Source organism: Luteibacter sp. PvP120, assembly GCF_054055715.1.
This window is the reverse complement of record NZ_JBSRXP010000001.1, coordinates 473,780-492,404: the sequence shown is the minus strand read 5'-3', so window position 1 is coordinate 492,404 and position 18,625 is coordinate 473,780. Positions and strand designations below refer to the sequence as shown.

Below are 18,625 nucleotides of genomic sequence, written 5' to 3'. Positions count from 1 at the left end.
ACACGGCCTTCATTAGCTTTTGTCGGACTTTTTCCACCGGCAAAAGCCCTTGATCGATTCCAAAGCGAGCGAGCGCCTGGACGCACTCATGCAGGGCGGCGGTCGCCGCATCCTCGGTATCGCCGGCTTGCCGGGCGCGGGTAAGTCCACGCTCGTGGCGCAAATCCTCGAGCACGTCGGCCCCCATGCGGTCGGCGTGCCGATGGATGGTTTCCATCTGGCCAATGCGGAACTGGCCCGACTGGGCCGGGCGTCGCGCAAGGGTGCCCCCGATACCTTCGACGCCGCCGGCTACGTGGCGTTGCTGCGCCGGCTGCGCGACCCGGTGCCGGGCGAGATCGTCTACGCACCGGCTTTCCACCGCGAGATCGAGGAGCCCGTGGCCGGTGAGATCGCCGTGCCTTCCGATGCCCGGCTGATCGTCACCGAAGGCAACTACCTGCTGCTGGATGCGGATGGCTGGCAGGACGTGCATGGCCTGCTCGACGAGGTGTGGTTTGTCGACGTGGACGACGTCCAGCGTCGCGAGCAGCTGTTGCAGCGGCACATGCACTACGGGCGCACGCGGCAAGCGGCGCTCGACTGGATCGAACACACCGACGAACCCAACGGCCGCCGCATCGCGGCGACGGCGGGGCGTGCGGATTTCAATGTGCGGGTCAGCCTCGATGCGACCGCATGACATCGTTCGACGTGTAAGGAGACAGGCATGCAAGCGGTAAATCCCTCCAACGCCGACAGCGCCGGCGGCAGCACCGGCCTGGTCGTCGGTATCGCGGTGATCGCCGCGCTCGGCGGACTGCTGTTCGGCTACGACACCGGCGTGATCGGCGTCGCGCTCCTGGGCCTCGGCCGTGAGTTCGCAATGGACGACACGACCAAGCAGCTGGTCACGGGCGCGATCATCTTCGGCGCGCTGTTCGGCTGCCTCGGCACCGGCCCGTTGTCCGATCGCCTCGGTCGCCGGCGCATGGTCATCTTCGTGGGCGTGCTGTTCGCGCTGGGCTCGATCGCCTCGGCGATGTCGACGAGCGTGGAAATGCTGATCGCGTCACGTTTCCTGCTGGGCCTCTCGGCAGGCAGTTCCACGCAGATCATCCCGGTGTACATCGCGGAAGTATCGCCGCCCAAGCATCGCGGCAAGATGGTGGTGCTGTTCCAGTTCATGGTGGTGTTCGGCATCACCGTGGCCTATTTCACGGGTTTCTTCCTCGGTGAGCACTGGCGCTGGATGTTCGGCCTGGGCCTGGTGCCGGCGGTGATCCTGCTGGGTGGCATGGCCATCCTGCCCGAGAGCCCGCGCTGGCTGGTGACCAAGGGTCGCAAGCAGGAGGCGATCGACGTGCTGACCCGCGTGCGCGGCGACCGTGGCCTTGCCGAGCGCGAGGTGACCGAAATCGAGGGCGTGTCCGACAACCAGGAGACCGGCCGCTGGCGCGACCTGGCCAAGCCGTGGATCCGCCCGGCGGTGATCGTCGGTGCGAGCATCTCGATGTTTTCCCAGATCACCGGTAACAACGCGCTGATCTACTACGCCCCGACCATCCTCACCAAGGCCGGCTTCTCGGACAAGTGGGCCGTGCTGGGCACCGGCGGCAGCACCATTCTGGTCGTCATCATGACGGTCATCGGCAGCATCCTGGTCGACCGCATCGGCCGGCGTCGCTACCTGCTGTGGATGATCCCCGGCTCCATCGTGGCGCTGGTGGTCATGGGCATCCTGTTCGAAGGGCAGGGGCCGCAGACGGATCTCAGCCGCGTGCTGGTGGTGGCCTGCCTGGCCGCCTACCTGATGTTCAACTGCGGTGGCTTCGGCGTGTGCATCTGGCTGATCAATTCCGAGGTGTACCCGTTGTTCGTCCGCGGCAAGGGCGCCAGCCTGGGCGCCTTCAGCCACTGGTTCTTCGATCTGCTGGTGACGCTGAGCACGTTGTCGCTGGTGACCTGGCTGGGTGCCTCGCACACGTTCTGGCTGTACGCGGTGATTTCCCTGGGCGCGCTGGTGTTCATCTACTACATGGTGCCCGAGACGATGGGCAAGAGCCTGGAGCAGATCGAGCACGAACTGCGCGAGGAACGCTTCTACCCGTTCCAGCAGAAGCGCAGCAGGCATCGTTGATCCGACAGGGCCTTGCCCGCAAAAGCGCCCGGGCGTGATCCAGCATGGCGTGCCTCAACCCAAGGAACACCACGTCATGTTGAAACCCACCCTTATCGCGCTGTCGCTGGCACTGGCCTTGTCCCTGGCGCCGATGACGGCGATGGCCGCGGGTGACGACGCAGCTGCGGGCGTTCCCGCAGCTGCCGCAACGGGCGCCACGCCCGCCGCCGTGGGTACCGATGCACCGAAGGCCACCGGTGCGGCAGACCGGTCGGCCGTCTTGCAGGCCTCGCTGCAGTCGCTTGCAGACAAGGCCAGGCCCGCCCACTTCGGCATCATCGTGATGAACCTGGACGACAGCACCACGGCGCGGGTCGGCGACGACCGCGCCTACATGCTGATGAGCGTGTTCAAGGCGCCGGTCGCCGCCGCCGTGTTGCAGCGTGTGGACGCCGGCACGCTGCACCTGGACCAGACCGTGCACCTGACGCCCGCCGACGTGGTGGGCGGCGCCGCGGTACCGTCGATCGGCACGCGGGCGGCGAAAGGTGCCATCGATGTCACGTTGGCCGACCTGCTGTCGGCGTCGGTCTCGCAGAGCGACAACACGGCGGTGGACGCATTGCTCAAGCTGCTCGGCGGCGGCCCCACGGTCACGGCGTACCTCGACGGTAAAGGCGTCCATGGCATGCGCATCGACGTGGGCGAGCGGGAGATCGGTCACGTGTTCGACGGCCTGGCCGACGGCACAGTGGCCCCGGCACACGAGACCGCGCAGGCTAAGGATGCGCGGCTGCGTCGCGGCTACGAGGCTGCCATCGCCATGCCGCAGAACACCACCACGCTGGACGGCGCGGCCACGTTCCTGCGCAAGCTGCAGGCCGGCGAACTGCTGTCGCCCGTTTCGACGCGCTATCTGCTGTCCCTGATGCAGGCCCAGGTCGTGCCCACGCGTATCCGCGCCGGCCTGCCGGCGGGCTTCAGCATCGCTGATAAGACCGGTACCGGATCGAGTTACGGCAAGCGCATCGCCGCCTGGAACGACATGGCCATCGTGACCGCGCCCAACGGCAAGCGCGCCATCGTAGCCGCCTTCCTGCGCGATACCACGTCGACGGACGATGAGCGTGCCGCCTGGTTCAGGGAACTGGGCGCGCTGGTTGCGGCGCAGTTGCGGTAACGCCCAGGCCCGATAAAGCCCCGACGTCCGACCACGCCACATGCCACACGCCGGATCGCGGCGCGTGGCATGTCGACTTACCTCAGGCCTTGATGAAGGCCAGCAGGTCCGGGTTGATGACATCCGCATGCAGGGTCAGCATGCCGTGCGGGTAGCCCTTGTAGAGCTTCAGCTGGGCGCCCGGAATGAGCTTGGCGGAAAGCACGCCCGCATCCTCGTAGGGCACGATCTGGTCGTCGTCACCGTGCATGACCAGCGTGGGTACGGTGATGGCCTTGAGGTCGTCGGTGAAGTCGGTTTCCGAGAACGCCTTGATGCAGTCGTAATGGGCCTTGATGCCGCCCATCATGCCCTGGCGCCACCAGTTGTCGACCACGCCGTCGAGCGTGGTCACGCCCGGGCGGTTGAAGCCGTAGAAGGGAATGGGCACCTCGCGGTAGAACTGCGCGCGGTTGTCCGCCAGCGACGTGCGGAAGCCGTCGAACACCGAGATGTCCAGGCCGCCGGGATTGGCCGGCGTCTTGATCATGATCGGCGGCACCGCGCTGACCAGCACGGCCTTGGCCACACGGCCCTTGCCGTGACGCGCCACGTAGCGCGCCACTTCGCCGCCGCCGGTGGAATGGCCGATGTGCACGGCGTCCTTCAGGTCCAGGTGCGCGGCCAGTTCGGCCACGTCGGCCGCGTAGGTGTCCATGTCGTTGCCGGTCGCCGTCTGCGACGAACGCCCGTGGCCCCGGCGGTCATGCGCGATGACGCGAAAACCGTGGGCGAGGAAGAACATCATCTGCGCGTCCCAGTCGTCCGCACTCAGCGGCCAACCGTGGTGGAAGACGACCGGCTGGCCGGTGCCCCAGTCCTTGTAGTAGATCTGCGTGCCGTCTCGCGTCGTGATGAATGACATAGCGTTGGCCTTCTTCGGTTCCGGGAGGGAAGCTGAAGGGTAACGCGGACGCCCGCATGTGCGCGTGTACGCCCGCAACCGCACGTAGACGCCCGCGTCGGCTCGCGTACACCCGTGTCGGCGCGGGCGCTCCTACCGGGCGGGATCGGCGGGAACGGTGTGATCGGCGGTGTCGGTGAGGGCAGCGGGAAAATCCCCCAAACGCACCCGGAGGTAAACCGGACGGTCGCCGAGGTTGAGGCCGTAGTCGGTCTCGTCGCCGTTCCACCAGCGGCGGGACACCCAGGCGTCGTCACGGTACCCGCCTTCCTCCACGCGCAGCAGCTGGCCCATGCGGCCGTCCTGGCGGCTGCGTTCGAACTCCACGCGCGCGTGGAAGCCGACCAGCAGGTACTCGTTGTTGCCCAGCGGCAGCAGCAGGATGTGGCCATCCGCGGTGGGATTGCCCGGCAGTTCCGACGGCGCGTCGCCCCACGCCGGGGCGCCGTAGGACACATGGGCCGTCCAGCCATCGCCCAGCGCGATGTCCGTTTTCGGTTGGCCGCGTTGCTCCACGGCGGCCCTGAGGGTGCCCTTGAACGCGGCGTCGGCGACCAGGCCCTGGATGGGGCCGAGCAGGGCGAAGTTGCGTGCGTGTGCTTCGGTGGCGGCCTTGCGTTCCGCGGTGTCGGCGGCGTGGTCCACGCCGAAGATCGAGAAACCCACGCCGCCCTGCGCGAGCACGTGGAACAGGTAGGGCGCGTTGCCGGCGTCGTAGCCGGTCTCGGAGATCCACGGCGGGTTGTCGGGGCGGGTGTACTGGCCGACCACCTTGGTGAACTCGTGGTAGTCGGTGCTGTAAAGGTCGGTGCCGATCAGGTCGATGTGCGGTGCACTGGCCTTCCAGGTGTCCAGCACATTCCAGGTGGCGCCGCCGCTGGGATAGTCGTAGCCGGGCATGTGCTTGCCCTTGTAGCGCAGCCACGTGTTGACGTACATCGGCAGCGCGTAGCGCGCCTTGCCGCTGGCCGCAACCTGATCGATGTAGCGCGCGATGCCGTAGGCGTTGAACTGCTCGTCGGCATCGGCACCAAAGGTCGCCGTCCAGGTGCGGCCGGGCGGCCGGTGCAGGGCCTGCGCCAGTGCCTCGGGCACCGGCGCGGCGAACGCGCGCTCCGCTGCCGGGGAGTGGTCGCGGATGGCACCGATGCTGCCGGGCTCGTTTTCCACCTGCACCATGATCACGGTGTGGCGATCGCCGTCCACCTTGCGCAGGTGGTCCATGAGGGCGGCAAACGCGGCCTGGTCCGCGTGCAGGTTGGCATCGGCGTAGGGCGAGAGATCCTCCAGCGGCGTGCCGTGTTCGTCCAGCGCCCGCGGGTAGCGGGCGGGATCGGCCTTCATCCATTCCGGCACGTAGTGCATCTGGCCGTTCTTCCAGCTGCCGAACCAGAGCACCACCAGGTGCAGGCCGTGCGCTCGGGCGCCGGCAATCAGCGCGTCGAGGTTAGCCGTGTCGTAGCGTCCCCGGGAGGGCTCGAATTGTTCCCAGTAGACCGGCGCCTCCAGGGTGTTCGGATGCAGCGCGAGCACCTCGTCCCACACCTCGGGCAGGATGGCGGGCCATGCGCTGGAGTTATGCAGCTGCACGGCCAGCACCGTGTAGGGCTTGCCGTCCACCTGCAGCGCGTGGCGTCCGTTTGCATGCACCACCTGGGGCAGCTGCGCGGCGAGCGCCGGTGCGCTGGCCAGGACCAGGGCACCCGCCAGGGCGACGGCCCGCGCCGAGGCGAAGGCACGCACGCGGCCCGGCAGGCGGATCAAAACGACACCGTGGCGCGCATCCAGTAATAGCGGCCCAGCAGGTCGTAGGTGGCGACGTCGGTATTGGCGTTGGTCACGTTATTGGCGAAATACAGCGGCGGTTGCTTGTCGGCCAGGTTGTCGACACCGAGCTCGAAGCGCGTGTGCCAGGGTTCGACCTTATAGGCAACCTGCACGTTGTGGTAGACGTACGCGCCGATCTTGCGCTCGATGCCCGGCAGGGCGGCATCCGCCGAAAGCCCCTGGGTGAGGTCGCTGCTGCCGATCTGCGTGCGGCCGACATAGCGCAGCCGCCACGAGGCGCTGAAGTTGCCCATCGACCAGTTCAGCGTGCCCAGGCCGCGCCAGCGGGGGAAATTGCCGTAGGAATAGGTGTAGATGCCGGCGTTGTGGATCACCACCGAATGCGGGTCGGTGGTATCGGGGTTGATGTCGTATCGCTTCACGTAGGTGCCGTTGAGCGAGGCGGCGAACTTGCCGTAGGCCGTTTCGGGAAAGCGATACGCCAGGCCGACATCGGTGCCGGCCGCCCACAGCTTGCCGAGGTTGACGGTGGGCTCGGCCACGTAGTTGATGGTGCCGTTGCCGTTGCGATGCACCAGCGCACAGAACGCGCTGGCCGGATTGGCGTAGCACTGGTTCAGCACCGTTTGCGCCGACACCTGGGAGATCGTGTCCTTGAGGTTGATCTTCCAGCTGTCCACGCTGAAGGACAGGCCGTCCAGCCAGTGCGGATCGTAGACCAGGCCGATGTCGTACGAGCGCCCGGTTTCCGGCTTGAGCTGGTAGCCGGCCAGCACCGAGCCCGACGCCTTGCCCGACACCTGGCCGTCGGCCTGGCGGTAGGAGCCATCGGTAGGCACGTTGGCGCAGGCCACGTCATGCCCCCCGGTGTAGCCGTTGCACGGGTCGTTGGCGGTGGCCGAATCGCCGGCTACGCCCGCGTACAGTTCGCTGGTGTTGGGTGCACGGAACACCTGCGAGACCGTACCACGCAACAGCAGGTCATCCAGCGGACGCCATTCCAGCGCCACCTTGCTGTTGGTCTTGCTGCCCACCGTGCTGTAGTCGGACCAGCGCGAGCCCAGCGTCAGGTTGAGCGAGCGGATGCCCGGCAGGTCGGACAGCAGGGGCACCAGCGCCTCCGCATAGGCTTCCTTGACGTTGAAACCGCCGGCCAGCGTGGAAGCGCAGAACTCGATCACCCCGCACAGTCCGTTCTCGTCGCCGGTCCACAGCGGGTCGGCCTGCGTGGAGGTGCTCTCCTTGCGATAGGACACGCCGGTGGCGAGGCTCACCGTGCCGGCGGGCAGGTCGAAGAGGTTGCCGTTGGCATTGGCTTCCCACTGCTTCACGGTGTAGACGCTGCTGACCGTCGGGTTGACGATCATCGACTGCAACGTGGCCAGGCTGGACGGCGCGTTGAGGTTGAAGATGTCCAGCGGCGTGCAGCCGGCAACCGCGTTGCCGGCGCTGCCGCAGCGCACGGTGCCGTCGGTATCGCGGAACGACGGCCCCACCGCCTGGTTGAACTGCGCATAGTCCAGGAAGCCGTTGTTGCGCGATATCTGGCGCACGCGGCCGTAGTTGATATCGGTGGACCATTGCCAGGTGCTGTCGCCGAACGCGCCGCGCAACCCCGGGTTCACCTGCAGGTTGTACGTGTTGTACTGGTAGCTGCGGTTGCCCAGCACCGTGGCGCGCGTGTTGAGGTCGTTGTACGACGTGCCCGTGGCGCGGTCGGTGCCGAAGTTCACGCCGAACGGGTTGTACACGCTGGCGGAGGACACCAGGAAATTGTCGCCGTTGGCGAACACGGGGATCGGCGCGATCACCGACGACGACTTGGTCTTGCTGAAATAGGCGTTGACGTAGCCCTGCACCGAGGGCGTGAACTGGTATTTGCCCAGGACGAAGGCGTTCGTGCGCTTCTGCGGCGTCTGCAACAGGTTGTAGGGCTGGTAGTTGTACGAATCGCTGCCGTGGTAGCAGTGGAAATCGCCGGGGCCCGGCTGCCCGGTCACGCCGGGGTTGAGGGTGACGCGCGAGCAGCCGGACGCGGCGGCCAGCGCCGTGGAGGCGTCGGAGCCGTCGTTGAAATTGACCGAGCCGCCGGGCGTGGCGGATGAGCCCTGCTTCACCGGGACGCCGTCCGTCAGGTACAAGGCATCTTTCGAGTACGGACGCGCGGCCGCCGATACGGCGTCGATGTCGCTGTACGACAGCCCGGCGATGACGCTGTAGTTGCTGCCGGTGTGCCCGGCGGTCAGTGCGAAGTTCCGCCGGTTGCCGTCGCTGCGCTTGCTGGTGCCGAAGTCGCTGGACAGCTGCACGCCGTCGAAGTGGTCGCGCAGGATGAAGTTGACCACGCCGCCGATGGCATCCGAGCCATACACGGCCGAGGCACCGTCGCTGAGCACCTCGACGCGCTCGATCATGCTCGCCGGAATGGCGTTGACATCGTTGTAGGCCAGGCGCACGCCATTGACCAGGATCAGCGTGCGCTTGTCGCCCAGGCCACGCAGCGACACCGTGGAGGCGCCGGTGCCGCCGCCGCTGTTGGTATTGGGATTGGTCGCGTTGCCAGCGATGGAAGGCAACTCCTGGACCAGGTCGCCCAGCGTCGGCTTGCCGGTGGCCTCGATGGCGGCGCGATCCAGCGTCACCACGGGATTGGCCGTCTCGGTGTCCACGCGGCGGATGCGGGACCCCGTGACGGTCACCGCGTCGAGTGTTTTCGCCTCGGTGGCGCTGGCGTCCTTCGGGGTGTCCTGCGCCTGCGAGGTGGCGCAGGTTCCCAGTAGCGCCAGCGCGATCGCGGCCTGCAACGTCGTGCCGACGAGCCGCGCGGAAAACCCCGGACAGGAGGAGCGGTCGGACCTGGTGCGATGGCGTGGATACATGGCGTTCCTCGGGGCGGTGGCGAAAAGGTGCACGAAGCCGTCGAACGGTCCGTGGACCGGTCGGGGTGGGTGGAATGCGTGGTGGCCTTGAAGCTCAGGTGGCGCCGGGGGCGGCGCCTTCGGTTTGCCAGTACACGGCGTAACGCTCGCCCTGGATCGTATTCAGCGGTGCCACGTCGATCACGCCGTGCCGGGTGGTGGCGCGGTAGGTGAGCGGGGTGTCCGTCGGCACCAGCCACGCCAGTGGATGCGCATCGTCCGGCGCGATCTGCGGTGCGGGCTGGGGTTTGGGTTCGGGTGACGGACCCGATTCGTAGCGGCCGTACTGCTGATCGTGCGTGAGGCCCTTCGATCCCAGCCGCGCCGCCAGCACGATTGGACCGATCGTCACCGCCTGCAACGTGTCATCGCCGGGCAGGGTCACGCTGCGCAGCGCCATGGGCAGCGTGAGCGACACGCGGTCGCCCGTCTGCCAGGTGCGCCGCAGGGTGAGGTAGCTGCCCGGGGACGCAAAGGTGTCCAGGGCTTCACCGTTCACCTCGACGCGCGCGCCCGGGGCGATCCACGAGGGGATGCGCAGGTTGAGGGCGATGTCGCGCGGCTGCTTCAGCGTGAACCGGAAATGCGTGGCCGCTTCGCGGGGGAAACTGGTGTCCTGGCGCAGGGTCAGGCCCATCTCGGGCCAGTCCAGCTCGGACGGGATGAACAGGTTGACGTGCAGCGCGTCGTCGTCGCGGAAATAGATCGCGTCGTTGAAGCGGGCGAACTCCTCCGCGCCGCTGCCGGTGCAGCACCAGAACGAGTCCATGGGCGAGTTGTAGAACTTCGCGCCACCGGGCTGCAGTGAGTAGTAATAAAGCTTCATGCCCTGGGCGTCCTGCGTGCCCAGGCGGGCGTTGTAGAGGTTGCGCTCGTAGTAGTCGAAGGCGCGCGGATCGCCGCTCCAGGCGTAGACATGCCGCGTGAGCTTGAGCAGGTTGTAGGCCACGCAGCATTCCGCCGCGTACAAGCCCAGCTGGTCCTTCAGGTCACCCGGGCCGGTTTTCCAGAATTCGTCGTTGCTGGAGCCGCCGGTGGCGTAGGTGCGGTTCTGCGTCACCGTTTCCCAGAAGAATTCCGCGATGCGCCGGTAGCGCGGTTCGCCGGTCAGCTCATACCGGCGTGCCGCGCCTATCACCTTGGGGATCTGCGTGTTGCTGTGCAGGCCCTTCAGTTCGTCGCGATGCGAGGCCAGCGGATCGAACAGCGACACCTGGTCGAACCGGTGCGCGGCATCCAGGTAGCGGGTGTCGCCGGTGATGGCGTACAGGTCCGCCATCGATTCGTTCATGCCGCCGTATTCGGTCTTGAGGATGTGCGCGATGTCCGTATCGGAGAACCCGTTCAGCCAGCGCACGGTCCAGTTGCCGATGCCCCTGGCGACGGCAAGGGCCTGCGTGTTGCCGGCCAGCCGGTACATGTCGAGCATGCCGGCCTGGATCTTGTGCACCGTGTAGAACGGCGCCCAGACCTTCTGGCCGGCGCTCAGCCGGTCGAAGAACGATTCGGGGAAGGCGCTGAGGTAGCCGTTGGGTCGCTGGCAACCGGCCAGGATGCCGACCAGTTCATCGCCTCGCGCCTTCAGCGTGGCATCGCCATGCGCGGACCAAGCGATGGCGGCCGCCGAGAGGTAATGCCCACCGGTGAAATGGCCGCGCAGTTCGCAATCGGGTTTTTCCCAGCCGCCCAGCGGCTTCGCGGTGGAAGGCTGGCCGGCCTGTATACGGAAACTGTGCGCCAGGCGGTCCACGGGCAGGCTGTGCAGGTAATCGAGGTTGATCGCCGCGGCTCGGCTGAAATCGCTGTCCAGCAGGCGGACCTGATTCAGCGCGAAAGGCTGCATCCGGCATACCGGTTTTTCGCGTGCGGCCACGGCGGTCGCGCTGGCCGGGTCGGCGGTATCGAAGGCCTGCAACCGCGGCGCGGCCAAGGCGCTGGCGAGTGCGATGGCACCCGTTTTCAGAAATCGCCTGCGTTCGTCCGATTCGTGCATGTCGCCCCCACCACGTGGCCGCCGCGCATCAGGCCCGGCGTACCCGCGCACCCCCCGATGCGCGCTTTCATCGTGACGTCACGCACCGGCAGCGTCTTGTGTCATTTACAAGACGCCGGTGCGGCATCCTGCATAGCCTCGGGTCACGTGAAGGCCAGCGTGACCTCGATCCGCTGCCCGGGACGGCCGTGCAGGCGGATGTGCTCGCCGCGCAGGTCGCCGACCGGTACGGCGGCACCGTCGACCCGCACCGCGCCACGCGTTGCCTGTGGCGGCGTGCGCAGCGTGACCCACACTTCCTTCGGCGTCGCTGCGTCGGGCAGCACGACCGTGGCGGCCAGCGTACCCGCGCTGCGTAGCAGTTGCAGGCTGCACCGTCCCCACCGTGTCGGCGCTGCATCGAAGGACAGCGCATGGTTCCCGGCCCACCAGGCATGCGGCACGGCGCGGCCCAGGTGCAAGGTGTCACCCGCGCTGTCGTCGTGGACGAAGGCCCAGCGCAGCAGGAGAGGAATCGTCATCTGCGCCGGCATGCAGAACAGCGGCATGCCGCCGGCGATATCGGTGACCTCGCCGGCGGTCCAGCTGCCGGGCGTATGCCCGTGGTAGCGGTGCGCGTAGAGGAACAGCAGGTATTCGTCCACGCGATCCAGGCGCAGCAGCTGCTGCGCGTAGCCGTAAGAGATGAAACCGAGGATATCGCGGCTCTTCGGGTCCACCGGGCCGATGTTGGCCACGACACCCAGGCTGGTCGCCCCGTGGCCGCGCATCGCGTCGATCACCCGGTGCGCCAGGTCGTCAGGCAGCACATCGGCCTGCAACAGCTCCGCATAGGCGCGGTGCGGCCATTGCTGCTCGCTGGGATGTTCGGCGGCGAGTGCCTCGCGGAAGGTACGCTTCACGCCGGGCAACGGCGGCACGTAAGGCGGCTTGAGGTCGTGGCGCACGCTGGCGCGCACACTGGCCACCAGCCGCTCGCGCAGGGCGGTGGCGCGCGTCGTCCAATGCGACGCGGTGGCGATGTCGCCCGGTGCGATACGTGACCATGCGCCGGCCAGATCGGTGAGTCCGCGCACGGCCAGCGCGCTGTTGGCGAAGTACGGCTGCCACCACAGCATGGGATCGGGGAACAGGCAGGCGTCGGACTCGTTCCAGCCGTGGATGAGGCCATGGCCGGGGTCGCCGGCGGGGAGTGTCAGTGACGCATCATGCAGTTCCAGCAGGATGGCCGCGGTGGCCTGGATCTTCGCGCGGTGCTTGCGGCACAGCGCCACGTCGCCCGTGTAGGCCACGTATCGCGCGATCAGCGAAAGCGTGAGGCCGAACTGGCCCATCTCCGCGCCGCGCATGTTGATCATGCCGTCGGGCTGGACGAAATCGGTGAAATAGCCGTCGAACACCGCAGCGGCCTGGGCGAAGCGACCCCATTCCAGGTTGGCGTAGAGCGAACTGGTGAAGGTGTCCTGGAAGCCGTCGTACTCGTTGCCGTAGTAGTCGCGATCCACCGCGCCGTACTTGGGATAGGTGCCCTCCGGCCGTACGACCAGCTCGCGCGCGAACGCGTAGCGCGCCATGTCCGCCCAGCCGGGGGCCGGTATCGTCGCCACCGCCATGTCGGCCAGTTCGGCATGCCAGCGGTCGTGGAAGCGCAGCAACGCGGCGTGGAACGCATCGGCGGTGGGAGCCTGCCTTCGCGGCGGGCAGGCCGGGTAGCTGTGCCCGTAGACGACACCGGTCATCGCGCCACGTTCGACGAGCGCCGTGCGATGCCAGGTCTGCACCACGAAGCGATCCGTGGCATCCACGTCGGCGAAGACGATCACGTCGTACCAGCGCTCCGCATCGATCGGCACGACCTTGTGCACCGCCGGCAGCCAGCCACCGAGCAGGCCTTCGCGACGGCGGGCCACTTTCTTCGGGTCGTGCAGGTCGGCGAAGGCCTGGTCGGCGTGGTAGCCGCGCGTGCTGCCGGAGGTGTAGACCGGCATCGTGTCCAGGCACTGGCGGGTGCCGACGAAGGTCGTCCACGGCAGGCGGCCGTAATAGTCCTCCGGGTTAAGCACCGAGGCCGGCGGCGGCGCGGCCCGCCGCACCTGGTCTTCGTCGGGCTGCCCCTTGGCCAGCAGGCGGTCGGCGAGCAGGTCGGGGCCGGCGACCGCGATCTCGGCCAGTGCGAGGCCGAGGTACGGCTTGTCGGACTCGTCCCAGGTGGCCTCGGTCCGCTTGCCGATCACCACGGCGTGCGTGCCGTCGGTGAGCACGAGGTCGCCATCCGTGTGGCGCAGGTTCTCCAGCACGCGCCACGTGCGATCGCCGTCGCGGAAGGTCGCCACGGGCGCGAAGCCGTCGAGGGACACGCCAGGCAAGGGCACCCGCGCGGCGGGTGGTGGGGCACCGGTGGTGGGAGAGACGGGTGCCGCGCCGGTATCGCCGCGCCACAGCGCTTCGGCCGACAGGGGTGCGAGGCCGGCCGCCGCGCTGGCGGCGGCGAGGGTGCGCAGGAAGTCGCGGCGCGCCATCGGCGAGCGGTCGGGGTCACTCATCGTCGTCGTCCAGGGCAAGCGCGGAAGCGGGCAGGCCTGTGCAGGCACCCCAGTAGTAGATGGCCACGGACGCCACCAGCACCACGACGGAATCCCAGGGATGGGGCAGGCTGCCGTTGCCGCCGAACGTACCCAGCGCGGACGCGGCGATGATGACGACATAGAAGCCGATCAGCCATGCCGCCGAGCGCACCTGCTGGGCGAGCAGCGCGCGGGGTGCGCCCGTGGCGCGCTTGACCAGTAAATACCCGGCGAACATGGCGATCTGCAGGCCGAGCAGCCACGACACCGTGCTCCAGCCGGACCAGTAGACGATCAGTCCGGCCACGGCGAACGACACGGGCCCGATGACGGCGAAGCCACGCACGCGGAACGGGCGTTCGAGTGCCGGCGCGCTGCGGCGCAGCGCCGCGACGGTGACCGGGGCCACCGCGTAGCTGAGTACCAGCGCGGCCGAGACCACCTGGATCAGCGCCTCCCACGAGGGAAACGGCAGCGTCCAGAAGATGGACAGGGCCAGGGTCAGCCACAAGGCCGGCCGTGGGATGCCCGAGGCGCGGTCGATCCGTGTGAGCGCCGGGAAGAAGCCACCGCTGCGGGCCCAGCCGTAGACGATGCGCGGTGTGGCGTTCATGTAGATGTTGCCCGTGCCGCTGGGCGAGATCACCGCGTCGCAGACCACCAGCGTGGCCAGCCAGCCGAAGCCGAGCGCCAGCGCGATGTCGTGGTAGGGCAGGGCGAACGCCTTGTCCATGCCGCTCCAGCCGCCGGCCAGCATTTCGGTGGGAATGCCACCCAGGAACGCCAGCTGCAGCAGCACGTAGATCACGGTGGACAGCACCACGGAAAGGATCAGCGCGATGGGAATGGTGCGCTGGGGATCGCGTACCTCGCTGGCCACCGAGACGATGGGCGTGAGACCCAGGTAGGCGAAGATGATGCCGCCGGCGGATACCGCGGCTTCCACGCCGGACAGGCCGTTGGGGGCGAGGCCGTGGATGCTCAGGTTGGCGGGATGGAAGTGGGTCAGCAGCATCACGATGACCAGCACGGGCACCACGAACTTGAACACGCTGATGATGTTGTTGGCCTTGGCGAAGGTTTTCACGCTGTAGTAGTTGAGCGCGAAGAACAGCAGCAGCAAGGCCAGCTGCACGAACCAGCCCAGCACGCTGGCATGCGTGCTGCCGGGCACGTTCAGCGCGGGCAGCCAGGCGGCGGCGTATTGCCGGCAGGCCACGGTCTCGATGGCGATCAGGCTGGAGAAGGCGATGAGCGTGATGAAGCCCATCAAGGCGCCCAGCAGGGCGCCGTGCGAGTACTCGGGATAGCGCACGGCACCGCCCGCGCGGGGCAACGCGGCGCCGAGTTCGCAGTAGACCAGGCCCAGCAGCAGCACCGCGGCGCCACCGATCAGCCAGGAGACGATGCCCGCCGGGCCGGCCAGCGCGGCCACATGGCCGGCCGCGAACAGCCAGCCGGAGCCGAAGATCGCGCCCAGCCCGATGAAGGTCAGGTCGACCAGGGTGAGGCGCTTGTGGAAGTGACCCTGGGTGTCGTTCGGCATGTCGCTCATGGACGTGGCGCTCCCGCGGTGGATGCGTAGGGCGACTTGCCGCCGCCGGCGATGAAGGCATCGATCCGCTGGTTCAGCACGGGCAGCGGCACGGAGCCGGTGGACAGCACGGTGTCGTGGAAGGCACGGATGTCGAAGCGTTCACCCAGCGCCTTCGTCGCCCGCGCACGCCCCTCGCGGATGGCCATCTCGCCCAGGTAATACGACAGCGCCTGGCCCGGCCACGCGATATAGCGATCCACCTCGGTGTCGATCTCGTGCTCGGCCAGCGCGGTGTTGTCCCGCAGGTACTGGCGCGCCTGCTCGCGCGTCCAGTGCAGGTGATGGATGCCGGTGTCCACGACCAGTCGTGCCGCACGCCACGCCTGGTAACTGAGGTAACCGAAGCGCTCGTACGGCGTGTGGTAGATGCCCATCTCCTGGCCCAGGTATTCGCAATACAGCGCCCAGCCTTCGCCATAGGCGGAGATGAAACCGTAGCGACGATAGTCCGGCAGGCCGGTGGTCTCGGCGGCCAGCGGCATCTGCAGGGCGTGCCCCGGCGAGGATTCGTGCAGGGTCAGCGCCGGCAGCGAATACAGGGGCCGCGAAGGCAGGTTGTACGTGTTGACCAGATAAATCCCCGGGCCGCCGCGGCCGCCCGTATAGATCGGCGCGAGGTCGGCGGGCACCGGTTTGATCGCGAAACGGCGGCGCGGCAGCAGCCCGATGTAGTCGCCGACCACGGCATCCACTTCCTTGGCGATCCACGCGGCGTCTTTCAGCAGCTCGTCCGGCGTCTTGGCGTAGAACTGCGGGTCGGTACGCAGGAAATGCAGGAATTCAGGGAAGGTGCCCTTGAAGTTCGCCTCGCGCATCACCGCCAGCATCTGGCCGTGGATATCGGCCATCTCCTTCAGGCCCAGCGCGTGGATCTCGTCCGGGCTCTTGTCCAGCGTGGTGTATTCGAGGATCTGCGAACGGTAGAAGGCCACGCCGTCAGGCAGGTCCTCGGCGGCCAGCCCGTCGCGCGCTGCCGGGTAATACTCGTTGCGCATGAAAGCCAGCAGGTGGGCGTATGCGGGTCGCACCTGGGTCTCTATCGCCTTCTTCGCCTCGTCGCGCAACCGGGCCTGTTCCGCCGCGGGGATGGTCGGCGACATCTTGAGGAACGGCGTATAGAACAGGTTCGCTTCACCCGCGGCATCGGCCACGCTGCGGATGCCGTCGTACTGGCTGGCCACCACGAGTTTCGGCTGGCTGAAACCGCGCGCCAGGCCCAGGCGCATGGCCGCCGTTTCCTCGTCGAAGTAACGCGGCACGTCGCGCAGGCGGGCCAGGTAATGACGGTACGACGCGGCATCGGTGAATGTGGCGCGCGCACTGAAACCCAGGTTGCTCCAGAACGCGGAGTCCGCGTTGAAGGGCATCTGCCAGGTATGGAAGCGCTGGTCGGCCAGCAGCACCTCCACCTGTTGCCGGTACACGGCGTAATTGGTCGGATCCTCGCCGGTCAGCCTCGCAGGGTCGACGCCCTGCAACTGCGTGAGCACGTCGCTCCAGTAGCGTTCGCGCGTGGCCTGCGTGGCGGCGTCCACCCGCGGCAGGTGATCCGACGGTGCCGCCGGTCCGTTCTCGTCGTCGGCACCGGCGAACTGCGCCTGCCGCCACGTGTATTCGCGCGTGGCGATATCGCGGAAACGTCGGCCCACGTCCTCGGCGTGTGTCGGGGTAGCGAGGGCCGCCATGCCGAGCAGGCAGGCGATACCGACGAGGGAACGGGACATGGCGACTCTCCGGTCAATGAGGGGTGGATGCCGCCTTGACGGTGGCGATCCAGGCATCGGTGCGCGCGTCCAGCAGTTCCAGCGGCATGGCGCCACCGGACAGCATCTGGTCGTGGAACGCGCGGATGTCGAACGCGGGGCCCAGCGCCTTTTCCGCGCGCTGGCGCAGTTCGAGGAATTTCAGCTGGCCCAGCTTGTAGCCCAGCGCCTGCCCGGGCCAGGCGATGTAACGATCGGTCTCGGCCTGCATGCTGGGCTCGTCTTCCGCCGGGTGGGCGTGGAAGAAGTCGATCATCTGCTGGCGCGTCCAGTGCAGCGCATGCACGCCGGTGTCGAGCACGAGTCGATCGGCGCGCAGCAGATCGCCGCTGAGACGGCCATAGTCGTTGTACGGATCCTTGTAGAAGCCCGCTTCCCTGGCCAGCTTCTCGGCATACAGCGCCCACCCCTCGATATAGGCGTTGTACGCGGCCTGCTGGCGGAACGGCGGCAACGGCAGGCCCTGCGCGATCGAGATCTGCAGGTGATGGCCCGGCACGCCCTCGTGGTAGGCGGTGTCTTCGATGGTGTACAGCGTGCGCTGCGCGAAGTCGCCGGTGTTGACGAAGACCACGCCGGGGCGTTTGCCGTCCGGCGTGCCCTGGTGGTATTCGGCGCCGGGCGCATCCTTCTCGCGATACGCCTCCACCGCCTGCACCTTCAGCGCCGTGGTCGGCAGGTGGCCGAACAGCTTCGGCAGTTCCGGCTGCATGCCGGCGATGTAGCCGCGGTAAAGGTCCAGGATCTGCTCGCGCGAGGTGGCGTAGCGTTTCGGGTCCTTGACGATCGCGGCGCGGAACGCGGGCAGGTCGGCGTAACCCAGCTGGTGCGCGATGGCGGTCATCTCGCCCTCGATGCGCTTGACCTCGTCCAGGCCGATCTGGTGGATACGCTGCGGGTCCAGGTCGGTGGTGGTCTGCGTGTGGATGGCGAAGCGGTAGCGCGCCTCGCCGTCGGGCAGCGACCAGATGCCTTCCTGCGTGCGCCCGTGCGGCGCGTAATCGTTGGCGACGAAGTCAGCCAGCTTGCGGTACGCGGGACGCACCTGTTCGTCCACGGCCGCGAGGATGGCCTGCTTCAGCCGTGCCTTGTCCTTCGCCGACATGCTGGCAGGCATAGCGTCCAGCGGCTGGCCGAACACGTTGGCCGCGCCGGCCGGTTCGGCGATCTGCCGTGCCTGCACGGCCACCTTTTCCAGCAGGTAGCGCGGCTGCATCAGCCCGTCCGTCATGCCTTGCCGCGACGCGGCGATCAGCTGGTCGATAACACGGGGAATGGCCTTCAGTCGCACCAGGTACTGGTCGTAATGCTGCGTGGAGTCGAACGGGATGGTCGGCACGAATCCGGGCAGTTGCAGCTGCACACCGCCCAGCTGGTCCAGCGGCATCTCGTGGTTCTTCAGGCGGATCGCCTCCAGGCGATCCTTCAGTTCGCGCACGGCCATGGCCTGACTGAGGCGGCGCTGCTCGTCCAGCTTCGCGACGTCCACCGCCTCGAAGCGGCGCAGGAATGCCGCGGTGGCCTTGCCGTCCACGGCCACATGGGCCAGCGAATAATCCGTCCAGCGGTCGTTGTAGCGATAGTCGCCGATGGTGGTGGCCAGCTCCGGGCTTTCCTTCAGCTGGTAGGCCCAGCGTTCGGAGACCAGGGCATCGAACGCCTTGGCCGGACCGGTCGGCGCCTCGGCCGCATGGGCGGGAACAGCGGTCGCGGCGATCAGGCACGCGAGCAACACGCCGCGAGCGGCCGGGAAACGAGTCATGCGATACCCCCTTCGG

Annotated in this window: 11 protein-coding genes; 3 read left to right on the top strand and 8 right to left on the bottom strand. The window is 67.7% G+C overall.

Going from position 1 to position 18,625, the window contains the following annotated elements; all coding sequences use genetic code 11:
• The first annotated feature begins 49 nt into the window (after window positions 1-49).
• The 3 genes from ACVKN3_RS01795 (at window position 50) to ACVKN3_RS01785 (ending at window position 3,281) form a co-directional block, all read left to right on the top strand.
• Window positions 50-682 (top strand): nucleoside/nucleotide kinase family protein, encoded by a 633-nt coding sequence (locus ACVKN3_RS01795; RefSeq protein ID WP_354512859.1) that lies wholly within the window; start codon window positions 50-52, stop codon window positions 680-682.
• 27 nt (window positions 683-709) lie between these two features.
• A complete protein-coding gene (locus ACVKN3_RS01790) occupies window positions 710-2,119 on the top strand; it encodes a sugar porter family MFS transporter (protein ID WP_285401764.1) in 1,410 nt (469 codons plus the stop codon).
• A 76-nt stretch (window positions 2,120-2,195) separates the two neighbouring features.
• Window positions 2,196-3,281 (top strand): serine hydrolase, encoded by a 1,086-nt coding sequence (locus ACVKN3_RS01785; protein ID WP_354512861.1) that lies wholly within the window; start codon window positions 2,196-2,198, stop codon window positions 3,279-3,281.
• Window positions 3,282-3,363: 82 nt separating this feature from the next.
• Here ACVKN3_RS01785 and ACVKN3_RS01780 read toward each other — a convergent pair whose 3' ends face one another.
• The 8 genes from ACVKN3_RS01780 to ACVKN3_RS01745 form a co-directional block, all read right to left on the bottom strand.
• A complete protein-coding gene (locus ACVKN3_RS01780) occupies window positions 3,364-4,185 on the bottom strand; it encodes an alpha/beta fold hydrolase (RefSeq protein WP_354512863.1) in 822 nt (273 codons plus the stop codon).
• Between the two features lie 132 nt (window positions 4,186-4,317).
• The gene (locus ACVKN3_RS01775; protein WP_456991219.1) at window positions 4,318-5,985 is read right to left on the bottom strand and encodes a DUF5597 domain-containing protein; all 1,668 of its coding nucleotides are present in this window, start codon (window positions 5,983-5,985) and stop codon (window positions 4,318-4,320) included.
• Window positions 5,985-8,891 (bottom strand): TonB-dependent receptor domain-containing protein, encoded by a 2,907-nt coding sequence (locus tag ACVKN3_RS01770; protein ID WP_354512865.1) that lies wholly within the window; start codon window positions 8,889-8,891, stop codon window positions 5,985-5,987. The genes ACVKN3_RS01775 and ACVKN3_RS01770 overlap by 1 nt, the downstream gene beginning before the upstream one ends.
• A 94-nt stretch (window positions 8,892-8,985) precedes the next feature.
• A complete protein-coding gene (locus ACVKN3_RS01765) occupies window positions 8,986-10,923 on the bottom strand; it encodes a glycoside hydrolase family 127 protein (protein WP_354512867.1) in 1,938 nt (645 codons plus the stop codon).
• 143 nt (window positions 10,924-11,066) lie between these two features.
• The gene (locus ACVKN3_RS01760) at window positions 11,067-13,442 is read right to left on the bottom strand and encodes a twin-arginine translocation signal domain-containing protein (protein WP_354513385.1); all 2,376 of its coding nucleotides are present in this window, start codon (window positions 13,440-13,442) and stop codon (window positions 11,067-11,069) included.
• Window positions 13,443-13,458: 16 nt separating this feature from the next.
• On the bottom strand, window positions 13,459-15,042 hold the full coding sequence (locus tag ACVKN3_RS01755; protein ID WP_354512869.1) for an APC family permease: 1,584 nt from the start codon (window positions 15,040-15,042) through the stop codon (window positions 13,459-13,461).
• Window positions 15,039-16,808: a DUF885 domain-containing protein gene (locus ACVKN3_RS01750; protein WP_456991062.1), complete on the bottom strand. Its 1,770-nt coding sequence runs from the start codon at window positions 16,806-16,808 to the stop codon at window positions 15,039-15,041. The genes ACVKN3_RS01755 and ACVKN3_RS01750 overlap by 4 nt, the downstream gene beginning before the upstream one ends.
• A 13-nt stretch (window positions 16,809-16,821) precedes the next feature.
• Window positions 16,822-18,609: a DUF885 domain-containing protein gene (locus ACVKN3_RS01745; RefSeq protein WP_354512871.1), complete on the bottom strand. Its 1,788-nt coding sequence runs from the start codon at window positions 18,607-18,609 to the stop codon at window positions 16,822-16,824.
• Between the last annotated feature and the right edge of the window lie 16 nt (window positions 18,610-18,625).